Origin of the sequence: Devosia sp. Leaf64, assembly GCF_001421945.1 — a bacterium.
Lineage (GTDB): Bacteria > Pseudomonadota > Alphaproteobacteria > Rhizobiales > Devosiaceae > Devosia.
The window spans coordinates 351727-377149 of record NZ_LMLO01000024.1 but is presented as its reverse complement, the minus strand read 5'-3'; the positions used below and the strand labels follow the sequence as shown (position 1 = coordinate 377149).

29 protein-coding genes are annotated in these 25423 nt (G+C 61.3%); 16 read left to right on the top strand and 13 right to left on the bottom strand.

The window, feature by feature from the left end:
- Positions 1-3: 3 nt before the first annotated feature.
- The 6 genes from ASE94_RS19520 to phoB all read left to right on the top strand — a co-directional run bounded on the left by ASE94_RS19520 (position 4) and on the right by phoB (position 6233).
- A complete protein-coding gene (locus tag ASE94_RS19520; protein ID WP_062631707.1) occupies positions 4-1029 on the top strand; it encodes a substrate-binding domain-containing protein in 1026 nt (341 codons plus the stop codon).
- 66 nt (positions 1030-1095) lie between these two features.
- Positions 1096-2469, top strand: a complete 1374-nt coding sequence (pstC, locus tag ASE94_RS19515) for a phosphate ABC transporter permease subunit PstC (protein WP_061910757.1) — start codon at positions 1096-1098, stop codon at positions 2467-2469.
- Between the two features lies 1 nt (position 2470).
- The gene (gene pstA / locus ASE94_RS19510; RefSeq protein ID WP_082461332.1) at positions 2471-3835 is read left to right on the top strand and encodes a phosphate ABC transporter permease PstA; all 1365 of its coding nucleotides are present in this window, start codon (positions 2471-2473) and stop codon (positions 3833-3835) included.
- Between the two features lie 68 nt (positions 3836-3903).
- The gene (gene pstB / locus ASE94_RS19505; protein WP_061910842.1) at positions 3904-4686 is read left to right on the top strand and encodes a phosphate ABC transporter ATP-binding protein PstB; all 783 of its coding nucleotides are present in this window, start codon (positions 3904-3906) and stop codon (positions 4684-4686) included.
- Positions 4687-4709: 23 nt separating this feature from the next.
- Positions 4710-5426 (top strand): phosphate signaling complex protein PhoU, encoded by a 717-nt coding sequence (gene phoU / locus ASE94_RS19500; RefSeq protein WP_062631706.1) that lies wholly within the window; start codon positions 4710-4712, stop codon positions 5424-5426.
- Between the two features lie 105 nt (positions 5427-5531).
- Entirely contained in the window at positions 5532-6233 is a 702-nt protein-coding gene (gene phoB / locus ASE94_RS19495; protein ID WP_061910755.1) for a phosphate regulon transcriptional regulator PhoB, read from the top strand.
- 3 nt (positions 6234-6236) lie between these two features.
- Here the strand turns inward: phoB and ASE94_RS19490 are convergent, their stop codons facing one another.
- Positions 6237-7376, bottom strand: a complete 1140-nt coding sequence (locus tag ASE94_RS19490) for a GGDEF domain-containing protein (protein WP_082461331.1) — start codon at positions 7374-7376, stop codon at positions 6237-6239.
- A 190-nt stretch (positions 7377-7566) separates the two neighbouring features.
- Here ASE94_RS19490 and ASE94_RS19485 point away from each other — a divergent pair, with 190 nt between their 5' ends.
- On the top strand, positions 7567-8490 hold the full coding sequence (locus ASE94_RS19485) for an MYG1 family protein (protein ID WP_062631704.1): 924 nt from the start codon (positions 7567-7569) through the stop codon (positions 8488-8490).
- 16 nt (positions 8491-8506) lie between these two features.
- On the opposite strand, the gene ASE94_RS19480 is transcribed toward ASE94_RS19485, so the two are convergent.
- From ASE94_RS19480 to ASE94_RS19460, 5 genes are all read right to left on the bottom strand, one after another.
- Entirely contained in the window at positions 8507-8755 is a 249-nt protein-coding gene (locus ASE94_RS19480; RefSeq protein ID WP_061910751.1) for a hypothetical protein, read from the bottom strand.
- A 176-nt stretch (positions 8756-8931) separates the two neighbouring features.
- Entirely contained in the window at positions 8932-9186 is a 255-nt protein-coding gene (locus ASE94_RS19475) for a hypothetical protein (RefSeq protein ID WP_061910750.1), read from the bottom strand.
- A 47-nt stretch (positions 9187-9233) separates the two neighbouring features.
- On the bottom strand, positions 9234-9440 hold the full coding sequence (locus tag ASE94_RS19470) for a cold-shock protein (RefSeq protein WP_062631703.1): 207 nt from the start codon (positions 9438-9440) through the stop codon (positions 9234-9236).
- A 204-nt stretch (positions 9441-9644) separates the two neighbouring features.
- Positions 9645-10094, bottom strand: a complete 450-nt coding sequence (locus ASE94_RS19465; protein WP_062631702.1) for a YaiI/YqxD family protein — start codon at positions 10092-10094, stop codon at positions 9645-9647.
- Positions 10094-11725 carry an MFS transporter gene (locus ASE94_RS19460; protein ID WP_062631701.1) on the bottom strand — a complete coding sequence of 544 codons (1632 nt, stop codon included), beginning with the start codon at positions 11723-11725 and terminating at the stop codon, positions 10094-10096. Before ASE94_RS19460 ends, ASE94_RS19465 begins: the two co-directional genes overlap by 1 nt.
- Before the next feature lie 411 nt (positions 11726-12136).
- Here ASE94_RS19460 and ASE94_RS19455 point away from each other — a divergent pair, with 411 nt between their 5' ends.
- Together ASE94_RS19455 and ASE94_RS19450 are read left to right on the top strand one after the other, a co-directional pair.
- Positions 12137-12634, top strand: coding sequence for a DMT family transporter (locus tag ASE94_RS19455; RefSeq protein WP_062631700.1), 498 nt, complete (start codon positions 12137-12139; stop codon positions 12632-12634).
- Positions 12631-13053, top strand: a complete 423-nt coding sequence (locus tag ASE94_RS19450; RefSeq protein ID WP_062631699.1) for a DMT family transporter — start codon at positions 12631-12633, stop codon at positions 13051-13053. Before ASE94_RS19455 ends, ASE94_RS19450 begins: the two co-directional genes overlap by 4 nt.
- Positions 13054-13113: 60 nt before the next feature.
- Here ASE94_RS19450 and ASE94_RS19445 read toward each other — a convergent pair whose 3' ends face one another.
- Together ASE94_RS19445 and ASE94_RS19440 are read right to left on the bottom strand one after the other, a co-directional pair.
- Complete coding sequence (locus tag ASE94_RS19445; RefSeq protein WP_062631698.1) at positions 13114-14553, bottom strand: aldehyde dehydrogenase family protein; 1440 nt, start codon at positions 14551-14553, stop codon at positions 13114-13116.
- Positions 14554-14601: 48 nt separating this feature from the next.
- Positions 14602-15753 (bottom strand): fumarylacetoacetate hydrolase family protein, encoded by a 1152-nt coding sequence (locus tag ASE94_RS19440; RefSeq protein WP_062631836.1) that lies wholly within the window; start codon positions 15751-15753, stop codon positions 14602-14604.
- Positions 15754-15993: 240 nt separating this feature from the next.
- Here ASE94_RS19440 and ASE94_RS19435 point away from each other — a divergent pair, with 240 nt between their 5' ends.
- The gene (locus tag ASE94_RS19435; protein WP_062631697.1) at positions 15994-16707 is read left to right on the top strand and encodes an SIMPL domain-containing protein; all 714 of its coding nucleotides are present in this window, start codon (positions 15994-15996) and stop codon (positions 16705-16707) included.
- Positions 16708-16877: 170 nt separating this feature from the next.
- Here the strand turns inward: ASE94_RS19435 and ASE94_RS19430 are convergent, their stop codons facing one another.
- Positions 16878-17708 (bottom strand): sulfite exporter TauE/SafE family protein, encoded by an 831-nt coding sequence (locus ASE94_RS19430; protein WP_062631696.1) that lies wholly within the window; start codon positions 17706-17708, stop codon positions 16878-16880.
- Between the two features lie 2 nt (positions 17709-17710).
- The gene (locus ASE94_RS19425; protein ID WP_062631695.1) at positions 17711-18130 is read right to left on the bottom strand and encodes a secondary thiamine-phosphate synthase enzyme YjbQ; all 420 of its coding nucleotides are present in this window, start codon (positions 18128-18130) and stop codon (positions 17711-17713) included.
- A 257-nt stretch (positions 18131-18387) separates the two neighbouring features.
- On the opposite strand from ASE94_RS19425, the gene ASE94_RS21600 reads away from it, so the two are divergent.
- The 6 genes from ASE94_RS21600 to ASE94_RS19395 all read left to right on the top strand — a co-directional run bounded on the left by ASE94_RS21600 (position 18388) and on the right by ASE94_RS19395 (position 24384).
- The gene (locus tag ASE94_RS21600; RefSeq protein WP_082461329.1) at positions 18388-20703 is read left to right on the top strand and encodes an OmpA family protein; all 2316 of its coding nucleotides are present in this window, start codon (positions 18388-18390) and stop codon (positions 20701-20703) included.
- A gap of 123 nt (positions 20704-20826) precedes the next feature.
- Complete coding sequence (locus ASE94_RS19415; protein WP_061910727.1) at positions 20827-21342, top strand: TIGR00645 family protein; 516 nt, start codon at positions 20827-20829, stop codon at positions 21340-21342.
- Between the two features lie 136 nt (positions 21343-21478).
- Entirely contained in the window at positions 21479-21841 is a 363-nt protein-coding gene (locus ASE94_RS19410) for a hypothetical protein (RefSeq protein WP_061910725.1), read from the top strand.
- Positions 21842-22000: 159 nt separating this feature from the next.
- A complete protein-coding gene (locus tag ASE94_RS19405) occupies positions 22001-22699 on the top strand; it encodes a tellurite resistance TerB family protein (RefSeq protein ID WP_082461328.1) in 699 nt (232 codons plus the stop codon).
- Positions 22700-22796: 97 nt separating this feature from the next.
- Entirely contained in the window at positions 22797-23837 is a 1041-nt protein-coding gene (locus ASE94_RS19400) for an LLM class flavin-dependent oxidoreductase (protein ID WP_062631835.1), read from the top strand.
- A 1-nt stretch (position 23838) separates the two neighbouring features.
- A complete protein-coding gene (locus ASE94_RS19395) occupies positions 23839-24384 on the top strand; it encodes a hypothetical protein (RefSeq protein WP_062631692.1) in 546 nt (181 codons plus the stop codon).
- Here ASE94_RS19395 and queF read toward each other — a convergent pair.
- The 3 genes from queF to ASE94_RS19380 all read right to left on the bottom strand — a co-directional run bounded on the left by queF (position 24381) and on the right by ASE94_RS19380 (position 25421).
- Positions 24381-24833, bottom strand: coding sequence for a preQ(1) synthase (gene queF / locus ASE94_RS19390; protein WP_061910721.1), 453 nt, complete (start codon positions 24831-24833; stop codon positions 24381-24383). The two genes, ASE94_RS19395 and queF, sit on opposite strands and share 4 nt — an antisense overlap.
- Before the next feature lies 1 nt (position 24834).
- Positions 24835-25056 (bottom strand): hypothetical protein, encoded by a 222-nt coding sequence (locus ASE94_RS19385; RefSeq protein WP_061910719.1) that lies wholly within the window; start codon positions 25054-25056, stop codon positions 24835-24837.
- 71 nt (positions 25057-25127) lie between these two features.
- Positions 25128-25421 (bottom strand): HlyU family transcriptional regulator, encoded by a 294-nt coding sequence (locus ASE94_RS19380; RefSeq protein ID WP_062631691.1) that lies wholly within the window; start codon positions 25419-25421, stop codon positions 25128-25130.
- Positions 25422-25423: the final 2 nt, after the last annotated feature.

Sequence of the window (25423 nt, the reverse complement as noted above, 5' to 3'; positions counted from 1 at the left end):
TTCATGAAGACCGCACTTTTCGCAAGCGCCGCCGTTATCGCACTCGCCGCCTTCGGCACCACCGGTGCTTTCGCCCAGTCGCGCGACACCATCCAGATCGCCGGCTCGTCGACGGTTCTGCCCTTCGCTTCGATCGTTGCTGAAGAATTCAGCGCCGCCTTCCCAGAATTCAAGACGCCGGTCGTCGGCTCCGGCGGCACCGGTGGCGGCCTCAAGCAGTTCTGCGAAGGCGTTGGTGAAAACACCATCGACATCGCCAATGCGTCGCGCCAGATCAAGGATGCGGAACGTGAAGTCTGCACCACCAACGGCGTGACCGATATCCGCGAAGTCCAGTTCGGCTTCGACGGCATCGTCTTCGCCTCTGCCGCTTCGGGCGCTGATTTCGCCCTCACCCCGCTCCAGGTTTACAAGGCCATTGCCGCCAAGGTCGTCGTTGACGGCGCTCTCGTCGACAACCCCTACAAGACCTGGAACGAAATCGACGCGTCGCTCCCGAACCAGCCGATCTCGCTCGCTATCCCAGCGTCGAACCACGGCACCCGTGAAGTCTTCCAGGAAAAGGTCGTGACCGCAGGCTTCAAGGAAGCTGGCGCTCCAGAAGGTCTTTCCGAAGACGAAATCAAGGCCGCTGAAACCACCTTCCGTCAGGACGTGGTCATCGAAATCTCGGGCGACTACACCGAGACCCTGGCTCGCCTGAACTCGGATCCGAACACCGTCGGCGTCTTCGGTCTCTCGTTCTACGAACAGAACACCGACTCGCTCAAGGTTGCGACCGTGAACGGCGTGACCCCCTCCAAGGAAACCGTTGCTGACGGCGAATACCCCGTCTCGCGCCCGCTGTTCTTCTACGTCAAGGGCCAGCACATCGGCACCATCCCTGGCATCGAAGACTACGTTCAGTTCTTCCTCTCCGAAGGCGTTTCGGGCGAAGGCGGCATCCTTGAAGCTGCTGGCCTGATCCCGCAGCCGGCTGACAAGACTGCTGAAGTCCTCGCTTCTTTCGAAGCTGGCGCTGCTCAGTAAGAGACCATTGCGGGCCGCACCTTCCCGGTGCGGCCCGTTCTTTCGTTTTCCCGCGGGAGCGCATCGATGAATGCTCTGGTCGTAGCCGGCGTACTGCTCGTCATCCTAGGCATATCCTATCAGACCGGCTGGTCGAGGAGCCGCAACCTCGTCACGACCAATGGCGTGACCGTTCACTCCCGTCCGCAATATCACGGCACCTTCACCGCCCTTTGGGCCATGCTGCCCGCGCTGGCCGTCGTGCTGCTCTGGGCTTGGTTCGGCGGCGATATCACCCGCAATTACACTGTCTCACTGATCCCGACCGACACCGTCATGTCGCTTGATCAGATGGGCCTCAACAATGCCATCAACCGCATCAATTCCCTGGCCTCCGGCTATGGCGTGACCGGTGAACTGGCCCCCTATGAACAGGCCGCCGGCGATGCGCTGCGCTCGTTCAATTTCATCACCTTTGCCGGTTCGCTGATCCTTGCCATCGTGGCGGGCGGCGCTGGCCTCCTCTATGCCCGCTCCCAGATCACGGCGCGCCTCCGCGCTCGCAATCAGGTTGAGCGCGCGGTCAATATTCTGCTGCTCGCTTGCTCCGCCGTTGCCATTCTGACCACGGTCGGCATCGTCGCCTCGCTCGTCACCGAAGCGTTCAAGTTCTTCACCTTCATCAACCCGATCGACTTCTTCTTCGGCACCGTCTGGGCCCCCAACAATGCTGGCGGCACCAATCACGGTCAGTATGGCCTCCTGCCGCTTCTGTCGGGCACGCTGATGATCACGGCCATCGCCATGCTGGTCGCCGTTCCGGTCGGCCTGATGGCTGCCATCTATCTCAGCCAATATGCCCCAAAATCGCTCCGTGCCGTTGCCAAGCCGCTAATCGAAATCCTCGCCGGTATTCCGACAATCGTCTTCGGCTTCTTCGCCCTCGTCACGGTCGGTCCCTTCCTCCGCGATGTCGGCAATGCCATCGGCCTTCAGGTCAGCGCCACTTCGGCGCTCACGGCGGGCGTGGTCATGGGCATCATGATCATCCCCTTCGTCTCGTCCCTTTCCGATGACATCCTCAACCAGGTGCCGCGCACCCTGCGCGATGGTGCCTATGGCCTTGGCGCGACGCAGTCCGAGACGATCCGCAACGTCCTTCTGCCCGCCGCCCTTCCCGGCATCGTCGGCGCCTTCCTTCTCGCCGTCAGCCGCGCCATCGGCGAAACCATGATCGTGGTGCTTGCGGCCGGTAACGCGCCCATCCTTCGCGGCAATCCGCTCGAGCCCGTCTCGACCATCACAGTCTCGATCGTCAACCAGCTCACCGGCGATACCGATTTCACCGGCCCGCAGTCCCTGGTCGGCTTTGCTCTGGGCCTGACGCTCTTCGTCGTGACCCTCTGCCTCAACATCTTCGCGCTCTACATCGTGCGCCGCTTCCGGGAGCAGTACGAATAAAATGGCTACCGATATTCAGACGTCCTCGAGCGCCAGCGCCGATCGCCGCAAGCTTGTCCGGTCCGGCCTTCGCCGCCGTCACCTGAATGAGCAGATCTTCCGCGGCCTTGGCATCGCCGCCATCGCTCTTGCCCTCGGCTTCGTGGCCCTGCTGTTCGTCGATGTGTTCCGCAAGGGCATCCCGGCATTCATCCAGTCCAACGTCCACCTGGCCGTCACCTATGATCCGGCTGTGATCGACGTTGGCCCGGCACCTGCCCGCGCCGATTTCGCCTCGGAAGCCGAGTTCAATGCCGCAAGCCTCAAGTGGCAGCGCGAAGTTGCGCTCCTCAACTGGAACACCATTGTCGAAGCCTCGCTTCGCAAGGCGCTCCCGGAAGGCTACGACATTACGAGCCGCGAACTTCTCGCGATCCCCGAAACCAATGCCCGCCACGCCATTCGCGAAAAGTTCGTCAGCGATCCCTCGCTCCTCGGCCAGACCGTCGAAGTCGATGTGCTCGCCTCGGCCAATACGGCCAACTGGGTCAAGGGCAATATCGATCGCTCGCTTGGTGATACCCAACAGCAGCTTTCGGCGCCAACCCGTGGCCTGATCGACATCTTCGAAGAAAACGGCACCATCACCAATGGTTTTGCCTGGTCGATCTTCACCAATGTCGATAGCCGCTCAGCGCCTGCTTCCGCTGGTCTCCTCGGCGCCTTTGTCGGTACGCTCTGGATGATGCTGATCGTTGTCGTCCTCGCCGTTCCGATCGGCGTTGCCGCAGCCATCTATCTCGAAGAGTTCGCGCCAAAATCGCGCCTCACCGATCTCATCGAGGTCAATATCAACAACCTCGCGGCCGTCCCCTCGATCGTCTTCGGTCTCCTCGGCGCCGCGGTGTTCATCAACTGGTTCCACCTGCCGATCTCCGCCCCGCTCGTTGGCGGCCTGGTGCTGACGCTGATGACCCTTCCCACCATCATCATCGCCACCCGTGGAGCGCTGATGGGCGTCTCCCCGGCCCTGCGCCAGGCAGCGCTCGGCATGGGTGCCTCGAAAACCCAGATGGTGTTCCACCACGTCCTGCCGGTGACCTTTCCGTCGATCCTCACGGCAACCATTCTCGGCGTCGCCCATGCCCTTGGCGAAACCGCACCACTGCTGCTCATCGGCATGAAGGCCTTCGTGGCGTCGGTCCCCGCGACCCCGCTCGATCAGGCCGCCGCCCTTCCCGTCCAGATCTATCTCTGGCAGGGCAATGAAAACCGCAATTTCTTCGAGCCCCGCACCGCAGCCGCCATCATGGTGCTGCTTGGGGTAATGATCCTGCTCAACGGCGTGGCGATCTATCTCCGCTCCCGCCTTGAAAAGCGCGCTTAAGGAGTGTGATCCAAATGGATATGCTTGCCGGCAAGGTAAAGAAGACCTCCCAGAACCTGGACTCCGCTATGAACCCGACTGACGTGCTTGACCGCCCTATCCGCCTGACCGCCCGCGACGTCACCGTCCACTATGGCGCCAAGCAAGCCCTGCACGGCATTTCGATCGACATTCCTGACCGCGCCGTCACCGCCTTCATCGGGCCATCGGGCTGCGGCAAGTCGACCTTCCTGCGCTGCATCAATCGCATGAACGACACCATCGAAGGCGCCAAGGTCGGCGGCACTATCAAGCTCGATGGCGAGGACATCTATGCCCAGGATCTGGACGTGGTCGAACTGCGCGCCCGCATCGGCATGGTCTTCCAGAAGCCCAATCCCTTCCCCAAGTCGATCTACGACAACGTCGCCTATGGCCCGCGCATCCATGGCCTCGCCCGTAACAAGACCGATCTCGACGAAATCGTCGTGTCATCGCTCCGCAAGGCCGGCCTCTTCGAAGAAGTGAAGGATCGTCTGGCCGAGCCCGGCACCGGCCTCTCCGGCGGCCAGCAACAGCGTCTTTGCATCGCGCGCGCCATCGCCGTTGGCCCCGAAGTGATCCTGATGGACGAGCCCTGCTCGGCCCTCGACCCGATCGCCACCGCCGTCATCGAAGAGCTGATCGACGAACTGCGCGAAAACTACACCATCGTCATCGTGACCCACTCGATGCAGCAGGCCGCCCGCGTCAGCCAGCGCACCGCCTTCTTCCATCTGGGCAATCTGATCGAACAGGGTCAGACCGAAGACATCTTCACCAATCCGGTGAACAAGCAGACCCAGGACTACATCATGGGCCGCATCGGCTGATCGCGGAACGAGGAGCCAACATCATGCCCACCAATAACAACACGTCCGACCACATCGTCTCGTCCTTCACCGACGAGCTCAACACCCTGGCCCAGACCATTGCCGAAATGGGTGGCCAGGTCGAAGTCGCCATCGAGAACGGCACCAAGGCCCTTCTCAAGCTCGATCGCGAGCTGGCCGACCTCACCATCATCGCCGACCAGCGCATCGACGACATGCAGCGCAAGATCGACGAAATGGCCGTCTCCCTGATCGCCCGCCGCCAGCCGATGGCGAGCGACCTGCGCTCGGTCATCACCGCCGTTCACGTCGCCAACGATCTCGAACGCGTCGGCGATATGGCCAAGCAATTGGCTCGCCGTTCGCTCAAGCTCGAAGGCATCAACCTGCAGCCGACTTTCTACAATGGCGTCAAGAACATGACCGCCCTTGTCCTCCGTCAGCTCAAGGATTCACTCGACGCCTATGCCAATCGCGACGCGGCAGCCGCCGTCGAAGTCTGCAACCGCGACGACGAAGTCGACGCCATGCACACCTCGCTCTTCCGCGAACTCTTGACCTACATGCTGGAAGATCCGCGCAACATCACCACCTGCACGCATCTCCTCTTCTGCGCCAAAAACCTCGAGCGCATCGGCGACCACGCGACCAACATCGCCGAACGCGCCTACTACCTGCAAACCGGCAAGCAACTCACCGCAGACGTGCAGGAACTGCACCGCACGCAGATCAAAGCGTAAACCCTTCCTTCCCCTCCCCCTCTTTCAGGGGGAGGCCGGGTGGGGGTAAACCACAAGAACCATGACTTTCGGCCAGACGTTGAGGCCGATCGATGGAGCACGCCTATGCCCGCGACCATTCTCGTTGTTGAAGACGAGGGCGATATCGCCATCCTCTTGCGCTATAATCTCGAAGCCGAAGGCTTTCGCGTCGTCACGGCCGAAACCGGCGACGAAGCCCAGCTCGCCATTCAGGACAAGCTGCCGGACCTGATCCTGCTCGATTGGATGCTGCCCGAAATCTCAGGCATCGAACTCTGCCGCCGTCTTCGCGCCCGCGAAGAAACCCAGCGCATTCCCATCATCATGCTCACTGCCCGCGGCGAAGAGGAAGAGCGCGTCCGGGGTCTCTCGACCGGCGCCGACGACTATGTGGTAAAACCCTTCTCGGTTCCCGAACTGGTCGCCCGCATCCACGCCCTCCTCCGCCGCGCCAATCCGAACCTCGTAACGGCAGCGCTCAAGGTCGGCGATCTCGAACTCGACCGCACCACCCATCGCGTCCGCCGCTCTACCCGCGACGTGCACTTGGGCCCGACCGAATACCGCCTCCTCGAATATCTCATGCGCCATCCCGGTCGCGTCTATTCGCGCGAGCAGCTTCTCGATGGCGTCTGGGGCAATGACGTCTATGTCGACGAGCGCACCGTCGACGTCCATATCGGCCGCCTCCGCCGCGCCATCAATCGGGGCCGCGAGAGCGATCCGATCCGCACTGTGCGCGGCGCCGGCTACGCGTTCGACGAGCGCTTCGGCCAGCCAGCCTGACCCTCAGGCGGCAGCGCTTGCTGCCGTCTCTTCTTCCACATGCAAAGCCACGCGGTTCCGCCCGCTCGACTTAGCCGCATAGAGCGCCGCATCCGCGCGTGAAAACGCTCGCCGGGGCTCTTCGCCGGGCTCATATCCCGCAATGCCGAAGCTCGCCGTGACCCGGGCATCCTCTGCCAGGGCGCTGTGCCGCATGCCGGCATATTTCATTCGCAGGCGCTCAGCCTCGATCGCCGCCACTTCGGGAGCGAGGTCCGGCAGGATCAGCGCAAACTCTTCGCCCCCAAGCCGCCCCGCCGCAAAGCCGCTGGCTTTCAGGAGATCGGCAAAGGCACGCAAAGCCTTGTCCCCTGCGAGATGGCCGAACCGGTCGTTGATGGATTTGAAATGATCGATATCGCAAAAAATCACGCTGCCGCCCGTTTTGCCCGCTGGACTTGCGAGCCTATGAAACGCTTGGTGGTTCAAAAGTCCCGTTAGGCTGTCCATTTCCGAAAGGCGCCGATAGTCGTAGATCACGCCATTGATGATCCGCGCCAATGCGAGGAATAATGCGGCAACCGACAAGATTGCCGACACTGTCAGCGTGGTTCTCTCATGGTCGCTGGCGCTGATCGTCACATATTTCGTTCCAACGCTGAACATGATCGGATAGGCAAAAAACCGGTAGACGAACATTGCCGCAGTTCCACCGACAACCACGCAAAGCGCATATTCCGCGGCCCCACGCCCCTTGTATTTCCACAGCCTGAACAGGCAGTCGCCAAGCGCGAGGGCGCAGGAGGCCTGAAAAATCGACGTCCGATAGACGAATGGAACGTCAGCCAGGCGCAACGCGACACCAAGGCAGGTCAGAACGGCGACCACGGCATAGAGGCGCCAGTGTTGGTCTTTCTGGCCGAGCGCTTCGCGGATGCATTGTCCAAAAGCCAGATATGCGGCTGGCGTCAGCATGGAAATGGCGATGGACGAAGCCATATCGTTCGCAGCCACGGCAAAAAACACGGTCTGGATCGTTGCGGCAACCGCGGTCGCGGCCAGCCAGGCCAGCGATTTGAGATGGCGCATACTGATGAACACGCACACACAGAGCGTCGCAATAATAGCAAAGCCTGCTGTCGTCACCCAACTGAGGCTGACCATTTATTTCCCCGGGATCAAGTCTGAAGCGGGTGTCTAACGCCGCTCACGCACGATGGGCCTATAAGCCCGTGAACGTTATTCGAGACCAGTTAATGCAAGGCTTATGGGCTTGATACCATTGCGTCAAACACCCGAAGCAGGCTAGCTGAGGCTAACGCTTCCTTACCGTTCGAAAGCAAGGCAATCCGGCATGTCTGTCCAGTTCCTCGTCACCCATTCTGGCGGATTTCATGCCGATGAACTGCTCTCGAGCGTCATCCTCACGCGCCTCTTTCCTGAGGCCAGCATCGTGCGCACCCGCGCTCCGGATTGGATCGCCCCAGCCCCCGATCGCATCATCTACGATGTCGGCGGTGCCTATGATCCAGCGGCCAATATTTTCGATCATCACCAGCGCGGCGCGCCCCTCCGCGACGATGGTCAGCCCTACAGCTCCTTCGGTCTCGTCTGGAAGCACTTTGGGCGCGACTACATCGCCGCCCTCGGCACCCCAGCAAACCATTTGGACAGCATCCACGAGAGCTTTGACGGCAGTTTCGTTCTGCCGATCGATCTCGTCGATAATGGCGCGCAGAGCCCGTCGGGCCCCCTCGCCGGCCTGTCGCTCTCTTCGCTGCTCGAAACCCTGAAGCCCGATTTCGACGACACCGATACCGATGCCGACGAAAAGGCCTTCATGCAGGCGCTTGCCGTGGCGCGCAGCTTCGTCGAAGCTGGCGTCAAGCGGGCAGCGGCAAAGCTGCGCGCTGAAAGCGTGGTTCTTGCCGCCATCGAGGCAACCGGGCCAGGCCGCGTTCTGGAATTGCCCATGGGCATGCCGTTCCGCCCGGCCATCGAAAAAGCCGGCGCCGACCATCTGCTCTTCGTCGTCCATCCGCGCGATAAGGATTGGTGCCTAACAGGCATTCGTCGCGGCGAAGGCTTCGAGCTTCGTGCAGATCTGCCTGCCGCCTGGGCTGGCCTCGTCAATGAGGATCTGGAAAAGGTATCCGGTGTTCCCGGCGCCACGTTTTGCCACAACGGCCGTTTTATCGCCGCTGCGCGAACCCGCGCTGCCGCCCTGACAATGGCCGAGCTCGCGGTGGCCGAGGCTCTGAAGAGCCACGCGGCCTAAAAGTCGACGGGCCGCGCTATCGCGCGCGGCGCGCTTGCCCGATGGTTTCCATCTGGCTGTGAAGGGTCCGGATCTGGTCCGGTCCGAGCGTTTCGCCCTCGACCTTGAGCATTGCACCGCGCAGGCTGACCGGCGCCGCCTGCTCCATGGCAAAGCGTACGGCCTTGGCCGCCGACGAAAACCGGCGCCCGCCCTGGGCAAATGCATTTTCAACATTCGTGCCGAGGAACAACTGTCCCGGCATATTCAATATCTGCGTATTCATTCTAAACTTTCTTTCGGCAAAACGCCGACGCTCGGCGCACAACGGCGCCGAATGATTTGTATTGGACAACAATAGCTGTCGATTATTTCAGCGCGACGACAGCGCGTGGCGAAGCCTCCGCAGCGAGAACGCCGCAGGATCGAAACCCACATATGCGCTGATCAAGGCGGAACGAACTAGCGTTTGTTCACGGCAATGCTGAAGACGCTTTGAGCCAGCGTGCTGGTCGCCTTGGTGGCGTTGCTCGGCGACAGGTCGACTTCATCGACCACCCGCTCAACGCTTTCACCGCGCGATTTCACCCGATATTGCACTGGGCCACTATCATGCGGCAGGCAGGCAATGACTTCGCAGGGCCCATTGGGCCGATTGCTGTGGCGGGGAGCGGATCGCAGATCGACCATCTCGCCGACCTTAAACAGATGAGACATCAGACGCTCCTGAACGCCGGGGCAGTGCTGCCCCGGCAAGATCTGCTTTAGGCAAGCTGTACATTGATCGCGGACTCACGACCGTCGCGGCCGCGTTCCAGATCATAGCTTAACTTCTGGCCGTCGGCGACGCTGGTCACGCCAGCGCGTTCGAGAGCCGAGATATGAAGGAAGGCATCCTTGCCGCCGTCATCGGGCGAAATGAAGCCAAAACCCTTGGTGGAATTGAAGAATTTTACAGTACCATTGATCATGGGATGTCTCTGAATTGGCTCGAAGCTGTGCAAGCGAGCATTTCTCCCGCGCGATATGCATCGGGAGATACCAACGTTTGCAGTTCGAAAGGAAAGCCAATCAACCGGCTATACCGGGAAGGTCAGGTCGCCACGCGGGCAGAAAACGTATGATCAGATATATCGCGTTCAATGCGTCAAAGTCAAGGCAGCGTTCACTTATATCTAACGGCGCTTGGCGCGCTGCACGGCAGCATCGAACTGTTGGAGGAAATTGGAGCGATCCTTTGCCGTGAAACTGGCATTGATCCCGCGGCTTTCGCCGGTCTCCCTAAGATGTTGATTAAGCTCGCGCATCGCCATTGCCATGCCGATCGAGTCGGACGTAAACAGTTTCCCCGTCGGTCCGATCGCCACCCCATCCTTGGCCAGCACGCGGCTTGCCAGCGGAATGTCGGAGGTCACGACGAGGTCCCCCGCTTCCACCGCCTCGACGATCCAGTCATCAGCCGCGTCGGCCCCTTGCGGCACCATCACATTGCGCACCATCGGGTCGCGCGATGGCCGCAGCCCGAAATTGGCGACATAGGTGATCATGAGCCCATGCCGCTCCGCGACGCGCAGCGCTTCGTCTTTGACCGGGCAAGCATCGGCATCGATATAGATCGCGACCATCAGGCACCAATCTCAGGACTATCGCGCAGCGGCGTCGTATCGTCGAGCGGCACGGTCTGCCGCTCGATCATCCGGTGCACATGCGGTAGTCCCTCACCGCGATGCAACGCCCGCAATTGCTCGGTATTGTCCGCATCCGCCTTGGTGCGCCGCAGGTTGTGCCGGACATAGTCGACCCATGTCGGCACATGGTAACTCTCAACCCAGATGTTCGGCTTTTCGAGATCGCGCAGCAGCGACCATTGCCGCGCGCCGTCCCGGATCCTGATCCGGCGCCGATCGCTCATCAGCGCCAGAAACCGCGAAATGTCTTCCTGCGCGATTTCATAATCGATCATCACCATGATCGGACCACTCCGCGGCCGGAGGTCGAGCTTGAGCAAGGGCTCGTTGAAGGTCCCGAGCGGATTGAGATCGCGATCGTTGAACTGCGGCAGCGGCAGCACGAAGCCCACCCCGCAGCAGACGAGCAGCACGCCACCGGCCACGACCAAGGCCCATTGCGGGTCCGTCGCGTCAGCCGTCAAACCCCAGATCCAACTCCCGCCCGCCATGCCACCAAACGTCGCCGTCTGATAGAGCGACAACGCCCGGCCAACCACCCAGCGCGGCGAAGAGAGCTGTATCGAGACATTGAACAGCGAGAGCGACAGCACCCAACATGCCCCAGCCGGCAGCAAGACCAAATGGCTCAGCAAGGCGTCGCGGCTGAACCCCAACCCAAGGCAGCTCGCTGCAAAACCGAGACAGGCGAGCCTGACGATCACCTCATTGGAAAACCGCTGCCGGATCCGACCATTGAGAAACGCCCCGCCAATGGCCCCAAGTCCGAAACAACCCAGCAGCGTGCCATAAACCAGCGCCCCGCCGCCCACATATTCCTCGGCGACGGACGGCAACAGCGCCATGATGACGATGGCGGCAAAACCGAACAGGAACCCACGGAACAGCACGGTCAGCAGGTTCGGCGAGAGCGACATGTAGCGCACGCCCGCCAGCATGGCGCTGCCGAAGCGCTCGCGCGGCAGGCGCGATTTCGTCCGCTTGGGCTGCCACCGCCAGAGCGCCGCAATCAGCGTCAGATAAGACAGCGCATTGACGGCAAAAGCCGCGCTCGCCCCCGCCAGCGCCACGATCATGCCGCCTACCGCCGGCCCGACGCTGCGCATCATATTGAAACCCATCGAATTGAGCGTCACCGCTCCGGGCAGGTCGTCGCGCGGCACGATATCGCCCATCGAGGCCTGCCACGACGGATTGAACAGCGCCGTCCCACAGCCGATGAGAAAGGTAAAAGTCAGCAGCAGCCATGGATTGAGCAGCCCCATCCACGCCGTCACCGCCAGCATCAGCGACACGACAGCCATCCCGGCCTGCGCCACGAGCATCACGCTCCGCCGATCGAAATTATCGGCCAGCGCACCCGCCGCGATCGAGAACACCATGATCGGTAGCGTCGTCGAGGCTTGCACCAGCGCCACCATATTGTGCGAGGTGGTCAGCGTCGTCATCATCCAGCCCGCGCCCACCGCCTGCACCAACCCACCCAGGTTGGAAATCAGCGTTGCAGCCCAAAGCGTCCGGAAAGTCTCGTGACGAAAGGGCGCCAGGATAGATGTGCGCTCAGCCATATGATTCAGCTCCTCGCCCGTTCATGAGCCAGCCGGTTGACCAAGGCAAGACCAAACTCGGCACCGCCCCATCACCCGCCCGCCCTCCTCCATAAAGCAGCGCTAGGCGGAAACGATCCGGCCACAAACACGATCTTTCTGCGCAGAGCGGGCAATCTCCTTCCGAGGATGCTGTTGGTCTTCCAAAGCCTCACCAACCACCATCCTTCCCTCGGGCTCGACCCGAGGGCCAATGCGGCAGCCGCAAGGGTTTTGACCGCGACCAGTGACCCTCGGGTCAAGCCCGAGGGAAGACCAGTGGTTTGGCTAGTACATCTAAACGGCACGTGGAGAAGTGACCCCACAGCGGGGATGAACCCCAACCCACAAACGCATACACTTCCTAGAACCATCCTCACTCGAATCGCGCCCATGACCCCATCCCAGACCCAGCGGCCAAACCCGCTGCACCTCCTTGCGGCCTTTGCCAGCGGCGGCCTTCTGACCCTCGCCATCTTCGTCAATGGCGAAGCCGGGCGTCTGGGCGGCGCACTCTTCTCGTCGTGGCTGGCCCACGGCGTCGGCACCGTCGTCGCCGTCGCCGTCCTCGCCCTCATCTGGCGCCGCGAACGTGCCGCAACCAAGATCGCCGAGGCCCAGCACGGCAAGGCTCCGCTCTGGGCCTATCTCGGCGGCATCTTCGGCGCCGTTACCGTCATGCTGACCTCGACCGCCGTCAACTCGCCCCTTGCTTTGGCCGGCACCCTCGCGCTCGGTCTCGCGGGCCAGGTCGTCCTCAGCCTCGCCGCCGATTATTGGGGCCTCCTCGGCCTCGCCCGCCGCCGCCTCGACCTACGCGATGCAGGAGCCGTCATCCTCATCGCCGGCGGCAGCCTTCTCATCATCCTCTTCGGATTTGGTGCCGCATGATCCTGCCGCTCATCGCCGCCTTCTCCGCCGGTGTCCTCGTCATCCTCAGCCGCCAGGTCAATGGCCGCATGTCGATGTCTTCGACCCCGATGATTTCGTCATTCTGGAATCACGTCGTCGGCTTCGTCGTCCTCACCCTTATCGGGCTCGTTGTCGGCGGACTTATCCCCGCCAATATCGGCGAGATGCCGTGGTGGATTTTCACCGGCGGCGCCATCGGCGTCGTCTTCGTCGCTTCGGGCTCCTGGCTCATCACCCGCATCGGCGCCGTCAATTCGACGCTGCTCGTCATCGCCGGCCAGATGGTCTTCGGGGTGATCTTCGATCTCATGCGCGGCGCACCCGTGACGATCTGGGCCTCGGCCCTCGGCATCATCATGATTTTAGCGGGAATGGCGCTCACCCAACGTCGGCGATAACGGAATGCTAACAAAAACGGGGCCAATTGGCCCCGTTTTCACATCCAGATTTTGCGGCCTTTAGCCGGCTGCGGTGTAAGCTGTCTTCACGATAGTGAAGAACTCGGCCGCGTACTTGCCCTGCTCGCGCGAGCCATAGGACGAGCCCTTGCGCCCGCCAAACGGGACGTGGAAATCGACGCCTGCGGTCGGCACATTGACCATGACCATGCCCGCTTCCGAGTTGCGCTTGAAGTGCGTCGCATACTTTAGAGAGGTCGTGACGATGCCGGCCGACAGACCGAATTCGGTGTCGTTTGCAGTCGCTAGCGCCTCTTCATAATCCTTCACGCGAATGACCGCAGCCACTGGCCCGAAGATCTCTTCGCGCGCAATCCGCATCGAGTTGGTCGCTTCGGTAAAGAGCGTCGGCTGCAGGAAGTAGCCTTCCGTGTCCTTGGTGACGCGCTCGCCACCAGCGGCAATCTTGGCACCCTCTCCTTTGCCGATCTCGATGTAATCGGTGTCCTGCTTGAGCTGGCCGGGATCGACCACCGGCCCGATTTCCGTATTTTTATCAAGGGCATCGCCCACGCGCAGGTTGCGCGTGCGCTCGGTAAGCGCCTCGACGAACTTGTCGTGGATGCCTTCCGTCACGATCACGCGGCTCGACGCCGTGCAGCGCTGGCCGGTCGAGAAAAATGCCGACTGCGCAACGCTTTCGACAGCGACCTTGAGATCGGCATCGTCGAGCACGATTGTTGGGTTTTTGCCGCCCATTTCGAGCTGGAACTTGCGGCCAACCTTGACCGAAGCCTCGGCAACGCGCTTGCCCGTCCCCACCGAACCGGTGAAGGAAATCGCGTTGACATCAGGGCTATCGAGCATGGTCTGGCCGACCACCGAACCCTTGCCCATCACGAGGTTGACGACGCCCTTGGGCAGGCCGGCGCGCACGAGAATATCGACGATCGCCCAGGTCGAACCCGGCACGAGGTCGGCCGGCTTGATGACGACCGTGTTGCCATAGGCCAGAGCCGGCGCCATTTTCCAGGATGGGATGGCGATCGGGAAATTCCACGGCGTGATGATGCCGATAACGCCAACGGGCTCACGAGTGATTTCGACCGTCAGACCCGGACGCGCGCTGGGGAGAATTTCCCCCGCAAGGCGCAGCGTTTCGCCGGCAAAGAAGTCAAAAATCTGCGCAGCGCGTGTCACTTCGCCAATGCCTTCAGGCAGCGTCTTGCCTTCTTCGCGGCTCAGCAACTCGCCCAGTTCCTGCTTGCGCGCGAGGATTTCCTGGCTTGCCTTGGAGAGGATTGCGTGGCGCTCAAGGATGCCCGAGCGCGACCAGGCCGGGAAGGCGGCCTTGGCGGCAGCAATGGCCTGTTTGGTTTCTTCGGCAGTGGCGCGCGCATACACGCCAACCACTTCGTTGATATTGGACGGATTGATGTTTTCGACACCATCGGCGCCGACCCACTCACCATTGATCAGGTTCTTGTGCAGTTCGCTCATATCGAGGCCTTTCGGGTTATTCAGGTTGTGCCGGCAGAAACGCGGCAGCTAGAGGAGGTCAGCGCGGGCAAGATCCCGCAGCAGATGGCTGGTGCCATAAGTCCAGGGCGGACACTTGGTGGAGAGGTTGACGGTATTGGTCAGCGTACCGAGCGAAGGCGTCGAAATGGAGACAATGTCCCAAATCTTGTGGGTAAAGCCCTTGCCCGCCCCGTCGCGATCCTTCACCGGCGCAAACATCGTGCCGAGGTAAAGCACCAGCCCGTCCGGGTATTGATGGTGGCTGCCGATCGTCGCTGCCACCAGCGATTCCGGCGTGCGCGAAATCTGCGCCATGTTCGACGCACCCTCAAGCACGAAACCATCCGTGCCTTCGACGCGCAGCGCGATCTCAGAATTCTTGACGGTCTCGAGCGTAAACTCGCCATCGAAGAGCCGCACGAGCGGCCCGAGCGAAGCCGAGGCATTGTTGTCCTTGGCCTTGCCCAATAGCAGTGCCGAGCGCCCTTCGACGTCGCGCAAATTGACGTCATTGCCGAGCGTCGCGCCGACGATTTCGCCCTTGCTCGTCACCAGCAGCGCCACTTCCGGCTCGGGGTTGTTCCAGCTCGAAATGGGATGCAGCCCGACCTCGGCACCAAAGCCGACCGAGCTCATGGTCTGGCTCTTGGTGAAAATCTCGGCGTCCGGCCCAATCCCCACTTCGAGATACTGGCTCCAAACGCCCTTATCGATCAGCGCCGCCTTGACCTTCATCGCCGGCTCCGAGCCCGGCACGAGCTGGGACAGATCGGTCCCGATCAGGTCGAGAATTTCCGTCCGCAGCGCATCGGCGCGCGACTTATCCCCGCGGGCCTGTTCTTCGATTACTCTCTCGAGCAGCGAAACGACGAACGTAACCCCCGAAGCCTTGATGGCCTGGAGATCGATGGGAGAAAGCAAAATCGGCAAATTTTCACTGGTCTGACCAGTGCGCGAATTTTCAACGATCGCATCGACAGCGCCGAGCGTCTTGCCGCTCGCCGCGCGAACATGCTCGGCCGCGCGGCCACTCTCGGCAATATCGCGCACCGTCGCCATGCCCTTAGTGGTAATATCAACCAGCTGACCATCGCGAACCGTGACGATCCTTGGCTCGGTAAATCCGGGGACTTTGGCACGCCCAAGCAGAATACCTTCGGGAATGATAGTCACGTTCATCGTGCCGCCCTCTGCTGAGATCATGGCTGTGACTACCCCGTCAGAACAGCAGGGCGCAACCCTTGAGAAACAAATAATCATACTTATTGGCAATGCCAAGGGGCGCGGCGGGTTTAAGCGATAGCTTTCGACCGACTGAACGGAAAGCTTTGGACAGGTTCAAGTCCCGTTCATCTGCGCCGCAATACTGACGCATTGGCTGGGGTATGGATGACCCCACCGAACACTCAGGAGTTTGCCATGCGTTTCGCGACTGCCCTTGCCCCCTTCGCCCTTTTTGCCGCTGCCGTCCCGGCCTATGCCGGCACCATCACCATCGAAGGTCGTGGCGAGGTCCGCGCAGCTCCGGACATGGCCCTCATCAATTCCGGCGTCACGACCCAGGCCGAAACCGCCCGCGCTGCGCTTGATGCCAATACGGCTGCCATGGCCGAGCTGATCTCGACCCTCAAGGAAGCCGGCATCGAGCCGCGCGATATCCAGACCTCGGGCTTCTCGGTCAATCCGAATTACGTCTATTCGGAAACCCGCGACGACATGGGCTACACCCTCCCGCCCAAGATCAATGGCTACCAGGTGTCCAACACGGTCACCGTTGCCGTCCGCGATCTCAAGGAACTCGGCAATATCCTCGATAAGGCCGTCAATGTCGGCGCCAACACCATCAATGGCGTGAACTTCTCCGTCGCCGACCCGACCGAGCTTTACAACGAAGCCCGCAAGCAGGCCTTCGCCGATGCCCGCGAAAAGGCCGAGCTCTATGCCACTGCCGCCGACGCGACGCTCGGCGAGCTCGAAGCCATCTCGGAAAGCCAGAATATCAACAGCCCGCTTCCGATGCCGATGTACGCCCGTGCTGATGTAGCACAGGCTGCCGTGCCAGTCGAAGCGGGCGAAATGACCTTCGAAATCGGCGTCAACGTTCAGTGGGAACTGGACAACAAGACCAACTAATATTCTCAAAGGCCTTGAACCGGCCACCTTGATCACCGACGTCCATCCTGAACCGGCGCCACCGGTTCAGGCTTTCGAGCCTTTGAGGCGTCGAGTTTTCCGGGCTCCTCTTTTTGCGGGGCTTGGACGGTGGGGGCGGCCCCAAACCGTAGTCACCCGCCCCCACCAGTCTATCCTGCCAGCACTTTCCAGAGCATGTTGAGCCCCACGACGACGAGGAAAGCGGCAAAGACATATTTAAGCGTCCGCTGGTCCATCCGGTGCGCCAGCGCCGCGCCCAAAGGCGCAAAGGCGGCGGCCGTCACCCCGACCAGCACCAGCGCAATGCCGTTGACATAGCCGAGGCTGAACGGCGGCAGTTCGGCCCTGCCCCATCCCGAAATGACGAAACCCAGCGTGCCCGAAAGCGCGATGGCTACACCGATTGCCGCCGACGTACCGACCGCAGCGTGCATCGTTTTGCCGAACGCCACCAGCGTCGGCACGGTCAGCGAGCCGCCGCCCACGCCCATCAGCGACGAGATATAGCCCACGATCGCCGCCGCGGTCCGGTGCACGGGCTTTGATTCCTTGAGGTGCCCCATCAGCCTCGTCTGGAATGAGAAGATGATATTGGCCGCGATGAGAAAGGCCATCACCGCAAAGACCACGCGCAACACGTCGCCCGAGTACAAGCCAGCCATCAGCCCGCCGATAAACGTGCCAGCCACAATGAACGGCGTCCAAAGCTTCAGCACCGCCATATCAAGCGCCCCACGTTTCTGGTGCGATCGCGCACTCATGATGCCCGTGGGGATAATGATAGCCAGCGACGTCCCGACCGCCACATGCTGCACCACGTCGGAATCATAGCCCATCAGCGACAGCGCCGTACTGAGCGCTGGCACGATCACGGCACCGCCGCCGATGCCGAGCAAACCCGCCGCAATGCCCGAAACGACGCCAGTCGCGAGCATGCTCAAAACGAAGGGCCAATAGCTGGCCAGTATTGCCCAATCCATGCTCATCCCCCCAAAATATGCAACACGACGTCCCGGCTATGGGGCCGGCGCCTGTGCTCAAAAAGATAGATGCCCTGCCAGGTGCCAAGCACCGCGCACCCATCGACAATGGGGATGGCAATCGAGGTCTGCGTCAGCGCCGATTTGATATGCGCCGGCATATCGTCCGGCCCCTCGAGCGTATGGACCAGCCAGTCCATGCCTTCCGGCACCAGCCGGCGGAAGTAACCCAGAAGGTCGACCTGCACATCCGGATCGGCATTTTCCTGGATCAGCAGCGAACAGGACGTATGGCGCACAAAGGCCGTCACCAGCCCCGATGCAATGCCCGCCTTTTCGATTGCTGCCTGCATCTGCCGGGTGAACTCGTAAAGAGCCTGCCCGTCGGTTCTGATTGTGAGATGTTCGATCGTCTGATGCATGCAAGCGGGCCTAGCACGAAGCGGCTGGGACCGCGAGCGCTCCCGCTTCGACCGGCTATTCCATGCCGCAATCCAGCCAAAATCTGCCACGCGCAACTTCATCATTCGATCTGCGGAACCGTCCGGAAACCTCCGGCGTTTGGGGCTTTGCGGGGATGCTGGGCCGCGGGATGAAGCTCGGCTGATCATTCAGCCTCCGTTCAGATAGCTCCCACGATGCTCAGCACAACGTGGCACACACGACGAAGGATAAAATAATGCGCCTCAGAAATTGGCTCTTCGCCGGCACCAGCATGACGCTGATCAGCATGGTCCCGAATGTGGGCTTTGCACAGGATGCGCCTGCCGAACTGCCCCAGGTCTGTATCGACCAGGGCTTTGCAACGCTGGAAGAATGTATCGCCGCTCAGCCCGCTGGTGCCGCCCCCGCTGCACCGGAAGAAGCTGCCCCGGCTCCTGAAGCTCCGGCTGAAGAAGCTGCGCCCCCCGCAGCAGAAGAACCCGCCCCCGCTCCGGAAGAGGCAGCCCCTGCCCCTGAGCCGCAGCCTGAAGCGGCACCCGAACCAGAACCGCAGCCCGAGGCTGCTCCCGAGCCGGAACCCCAGCCTGAGGCCGCTCCTGCCGAGCGCGCGCCAGCGCCGGAAGCTGCTCCTGAAGAGCCGGCACCTGCCGAAGTCGCACCTGAGCCAGAAGCTCAGACCATGCAGACCGAAGCCGAACCTGAAGCAGCACCAGAAGCTGCTCCAGAGCCCGCTCAGCGCCAGGTAGCCCCTGAAGCTGAACAGGCTCCCGAAGCTCAGCCTGAATCCCCTGTTGAAGCGCAGCAGCAGGCTCCGGAAGAAGTTGCTCCTGCCGCCGAAGAACGTGCGCCAGAACAGCCCGCTCCGGCTGCCGAAGAACGCGCCCCTGCTCCTGACATCGCCGCCCAGCTCACCGCTCAGGTCGATGCCTATAATGCTGCCGTTGCCGAACTGTCCGCAGGTGGCGATGCCGCCGGTGCCCAGTCGCGCATCGACGCAGCACTCGCCGAGATCAATTCGATCTGTTCCAACGCCGGCCTGCCCGATGTTGACTCGTGCCTTGCTCCGCTTGGCCTGAGCCTCAACCCGCTGCCCGACGTGCAGGACCTGACCCCAGCGGCTCCGGTCGAAGGCCAGCCTGCTGATCAGACTGCCCCTGCTGACGGCACGGTCGATCCCAACACAGCGCCTGCTGCCGAAGGTGAAGTCACTGTCGATGGCCAGCCTGCCGAAGTTATCGAAGATCTTCCAGAAGGCGTAACGCAGGACCAGATCGCTCCGGTTCTCGATAGCGCCAAGGATGTTGTGCTATCGCCCGATGGCCAGGCTCCTGCCGAGCCGGCAGTCGATGCGAATGCCGAAGCCACGACCGACGCCAACGCGTCGGCCCGCATGGCTGTGCCTGAAAATGATCAGGCCGCTCAGTCCGAAGAAATTCGCACCATGGCTGTCGACGCTGCTGCCATGTCGGCCACTGCCGAACAGGGTACCGAAGTCACGGCGACTGAGAACACGACGGTCAACCAGACCGTGGTGAACAACTACATCACCAACATCACCAATATCACCAACAACAATTCCGGCACGACGAACAACACGACAATCAATAACAACACGACGGTTGTGGACAATTCGCAGACCAATATCGGCCAGCAGAACAACATCACTGTTGTCGAGCAGGTGCCGGTGCGCGAAGCGACTGCCGGCGATCTGGTGACCCAGGTGATCCTGCAGGTTGGCACCCAGCTGATCGTCAATTCGATCGGCCAGGATACCGACCGCTTCTATGATCCGCAGCAGGACGAAGTTTACTACGAAAACCTCTCCAATGGCCGCGTCCGTGAAGTCGTATCACGCCCTGATGGCAGCCAGGTCGTAACTGTCCGCAACCGCAACGGCGACATTCTGCGTCGCTCGCGCATCACGCCCGATGGCCGTGAAATCGTCCTTGCATCGTTCGACGATCGCTATGACGAGCAGCTGCTGTCCTGGCGTGACCCGGGCCTTGACCTGCCCCCGCTGCGTCTCAACATCCCGGCCCGTGACTACGTGCTCGATGCCGCCTACGCAGATGAGAACGAAGTTTCTAGCTTCTTCCGTCAGCCGCCGGTGGAACAGGTTCAGCGCCTCTACTCGATCGACGAAGTCAAGCGTTCGGCTCGCGTTCGTGACAGCGTCCGCCGTCTCGAAGTCGGTAATCTGACCTTCGATACCGGTGCTGCCACCATCGATCGCAACCAGGTTGCTTCGCTCTCCAACGTTGCCAAGGGCATGCTGGATCTGCTGGCCGCCAACCCGGCCGAAACCTTCCTGATCGAAGGTCACACCGATGCCGTCGGTTCGGACATCTCGAACCTGCGCCTCTCGGATTTGCGTGCCGCAACCGTCGCCCGCATCCTGACGGACTTCTATGGCGTCCCAGCCGAAAACCTGGCCACCCAGGGTTATGGCGAGCGCTACCTGAAGATCCGCACGGAAACGGCCGAGCGCGAAAATCGCCGCGTCACCATCCGCCGCATCACCCCGCTTGTGACTGTGGCAAGCAACGGCTAAGCATCCCACTTACCGCGAAGGGGCCGGACGCAAGTCCGGCCCCTTTTTTATGGCTGCGTCATTGAGGCTGCTTGCCAGCCGTCATGGACTTGATATCCGTGCGCGGTCCTCCTGGAGCGCGCCATGAAACGCCTGGAAATCTTCGTTGAAAGCCTCATCCTCGCGTCGCGCTGGCTGCTGGTAGTCTTCTATATCGGCCTCGGGCTCGCCCTTGCCCTCTACGCTGCGACATTCGGCTTAAAACTCTGGGATTTTGCCACCCATCTCGTCGGCATGGACGAAACTGAGGTGATCCTCAAAATCCTCGGCCTTATCGATGCCGCGCTGATTGCAAGCCTCGTCGTGATGGTAATCATCTCGGGCTACGAGAATTTCGTCTCGCGCTTCGACAATGAGCGTGATGTGCACTGGCTGGGCCAGATCGATGCCGGATCGCTCAAGATCAAGGTAGCCTCGACCATCGTCGCCATCTCCTCGATCCACCTGCTCCAGATCTTCCTCAACGTGCCGCATTACACCAATGAGCAGATTTTCTGGTACACCGTGCTGCACTGCACCTTCATACTATCGGCGCTATTTCTCGCGCTGATCGACAAGATTTCGAAGAAAGATAGCAAGTCCAAAGAGCTCGATCTCTAATAGGCCATAGCAACCATCTGATCTTTCGAGGTCTTTTCAGCGCCACAATTGTTTTTGGTTTGTGATCACGGAATGGGGAACTGACTGCGAACTGCGGGCGTTCTTCACCCAGAATTTCACTTGCAAGGAGCAAATGATGGCTACCCCAGAACGTGATACTATCTATACCAACGACGGTAACCGCACTGTCTACACCCGCGAAAGCAATGGTACGGGTTGGTTTGTCGGCATCATCGTCGCCTTGGCTCTGCTCGCCATTGGCTATCTGGTCTTCTCGGCCAACTCGGGCCCGTCCACTTCGGTTGACGTGAACAGCACGACACCAGCCGTTGAGACCACCGCGCCGATGACTGAAGCTCCGGCCGCAACGCCTAGCGCTGCCCCAATGACCGAAGCTCCAGCCGCTACTCCTGCCCCGGCAACTGAAGCCGCTCCTGCTGTTGAAGCACCAGCTTCGACAACCACGACGACGGCCCCAGCCACGACGCCGGCCAACTAATAAAGCACCTAACGGCCTCGACCCCCTCCCCTTGAGGCCCTTCGAGCCCCGGTTCACGCAACCGGGGCTTTTTGCTGCCTGCGGCACAATGGCATCCGCGCCAAACTTGCAAGGCACATCGCTGATACCCATTTCCAGTCCAGCAACACGGGAGCGCCAATGTTCAATATCGATCAGATTATCAAAGCCATTCAGACCGATCCCAATAGCAAGCGCACCGCAGTGACAGGTGCGGCGGGCCTCGCGGCCGGCTTGCTGATGTCCGGCGGAAAGCCTACCAAGCTCCTAGGCAATGCGGCCAAGCTCGGCGCGCTCGCGGCCGTCGGGGGCCTCGCCTACAAGGCTTGGCAGTCCTATCAGGCCAACCAGACCAATCAGAGCGGTGGCGCCGCGCAACCCGTGCGCGAAGACGCCTTCATTCCGGCTCCAGGCAATGAGGCCGCGCAGGAAGAGCTCGGCAAAACTCTGGTGCGCGCGATGATCGCTGCGGCCAAGGCAGACGGCAAGATCGATGCCGAAGAGAAAGATGCCATTTTTGAACGCCTGAAGACCATGCCGCTTTCCGCAGAGGAAAAGGCCTGGGTCTTTGACGAACTCTCGACCCCGCTCGACATCAATGCCGTCGCCGGCCGCGCCGATACGCCTGAGCACGCGGCCGAAATCTATGCAGCCTCGCTTGTCGCCATCACGGCTGACACTCCGGCAGAGCAAGCCTACCTCGAAGCTCTTGCCGCCAAGCTGCGCTTGGATCCCGCTCTCGTCACCGAGATCCATAAGGCTGCAGGCGAAAAGGCTCCTCAGCCGGCACCAACCCCGCCGCAGCCTTGGGCCTACACACCCACGACGGTCAACCGCTGACCATCGAGATACCGCGCCTCCACGGGCGCGGTATCACCCATGTGCGTTCTTGATGCTCGACCGCAGCGCCGCCATGTCTTTCCGCAAGGAGAATGCCATGGAACTCGGACTTTATTCTTTCGCTGAAAACACCCCCGATCCCCTTAACGACGGACACGTCCAGTCGCCCGCCGAACGTCTGCGCGATCTGATCGAAGAGATCGAGCTCGCCGATCAATTGGGACTGGCTTTCTATGGCCTTGGCGAACATCACCGCCCCGATTATGTCGCGTCCTCGCCCGTCACCATCCTCGCCGCTGCGGCCGCACGCACAAAGTCGATCAAACTCTCGACCGCCGTCACGGTGCTCAGTTCGGAAGATCCCGTCCGCGTCTGGCAGCAGTTCGCAACGGTCGATCTCCTGAGCAATGGCCGTGCCGAGATCATGGCAGGCCGCGGCTCGTTCATCGAAAGCTTCCCGCTCTTCGGCTACGATCTCAACGACTACGACGATCTCTTCGAAGAAAAGCTCGAAATGCTGCTGACCCTGCGCAAGGGCGGCAAGGTCAACTGGGCCGGCAGCAAGCACACCCAGGCGATCAACAATATCGCTGTCTACCCCGAGCCCGTGCAGAGCCCACTACCGCTCTGGATCGCCGTCGGCGGCACACCGAATTCGGTGGCCCGTGCCGCCTATTATGGCCTCCCGCTCATGATCGCGATCATCGGTGGACGCCCGCGTCAGTTCGCGCCCTTGGTCGACCTCTATCGCGACACCGGCAGCAAGATGGGCCACGACGCCTCGCTCCTCAAAATTGGGGTCTCTGGCCACGGCTTCATCGCCGAAGACAGCCAATCGGCGCGCGATATTGCTTTTCCCGCCCACAGCGCCACCATGAGCCGCATCGGCGCCGAACGTGGCTGGCCGCCGACCACCCGCGCCCAGTTCGATGGCGGCGCAACGCCGGAAGGCGCCTACTACATGGGCTCGCCGCAGGAAGTGATCGACAAGATCCTGATGCAGCACGAGTGGTTCAAGCACGACCGCTTCGGCCTGCAACTCAGTGTCGGCACCCTGCCCCATGATAAGATCATGAAGGCAATCGAGCTTTACGGCACAGTCGTGAAGCCCGCCATCGACAAGGCGCTTGGCGCATAAAATGGACGCGGCGCTCTACGCAGAAATCGTCGAGCGCCGCCGTCAGTTTTCCTGGCCCGGTTACCAGAGCTATGCCGACGCTGGATTGGAAGGCGACTGGATCACGCCCTACCACCTGTCCTCAGCCAGCGTCACCGGTCCGGTGCTACTGACCTACAATTTCCTCGACGCCCCGACTGCCATAGCCGAACGCTGGCGCTTGCGCGAAACTGGCTATCTCGCCGAGATGCCGTTCAATCGTGTGCTGGATTTGGGACTGGCGCTGGCCGGCCTCAAGCGCAGCGAAATTTACGTCACCCACGCGTTCCACCTCCTCGCCCGCCAACGCTCGGAGCGTATTCCCAACGCAGCGCTGGACGCCTCGTTCGACGCCATCGCATGTCATGAGCTCGTGGATCGTCGGGTCATTGCCCTGGGTGACGCGGCCAGCCGCCAATGCAGCCGCCACGCCATTCCTCATCAGCGCACCCCGCATCTCAGCGCCCGAGGCCTCAGTTTTGCCGAGCGTGCCGAACAGCTTGCAGCCGCGCTTAAGTCTGCTCTCTAGCCGCGGCCGCGATAGGGCGGAACGCCCTGATCGGGCAACCAGACACCGTCGGGCACTGGCCCAGTCTGCCAGAACACATCAATGGGGATGCCGCCGCGCGGATACCAGTAGCCGCCGATCCGTAGCCAGCGTGGCTTGATCGCCGCGACGATCCGCATGGCCACATCGATCGTGCAACCTTCATGGAAGGCGCCGTGATTGCGGAACGAGGTCAGAAACAGTTTAAGCGACTTTGACTCCACCAGAAACTGATCGGGCACATAGTCGATGACCAGATGGGCGAAATCAGGCTGCCCCGTCACCGGACAGAGCGAGGTGAATTCCGGCGCCACATAGCGCGCGACATAATTCACATCCGGATGCGGATTGGGCACCGGGTCCAGCACAGCCTCGTCCGGATGCTGCGGCACCTCCACATCCTTGCCAAGCTGCAGGGTTTCCGAATTCATCTTACTTGCCCGAGCGCTTGATCGACTTGATCGCCAGCGGCGGCATGCCGGACTTTTCGGAGATGGCGCGGTCCTGCTCTTCGATCGCAGCCTTGGCTGGTTCGTCGCCATCAAGCCCACCCAGCAGATTGGCATCCACCTTGCGGTTTGAGCGCTGCGAGCCGTCTTCATAGACGATGTCGAACATCACGAATTCACTGCGGGCGGTTGGCTTCTTGGCCATGACGACAATCCTTCAAAAACAGGACCGCGAGCCGATTGGCCCGCGGTCATAACTAAAAATCCTGGCTCGGCTTAGCGGTAGATGCCGTCGCCTTGTTCGTCGATGATCTGGCGGCCTTTGTTGAGAGCCAGCGCGATAAGATCATCTTTCGATCCCATACGGTCGGCGCGAATGAACTTGTAGCTCTTCTGCTCGCCGCCGATTTCTTTCTCGATCGTCCCGGCCAACTGATATTCGCTGCCGACGCGCATCTCGATGGCCTTGATCAGATGCCCCTTGTAGCTTTCTTCGCCGAGGGACTTGTCGCCGGCTGGTGTCGCCTCGTCAGCGCCGCCACCACCAAAAAGCTTCTTCCAAAACGACATCG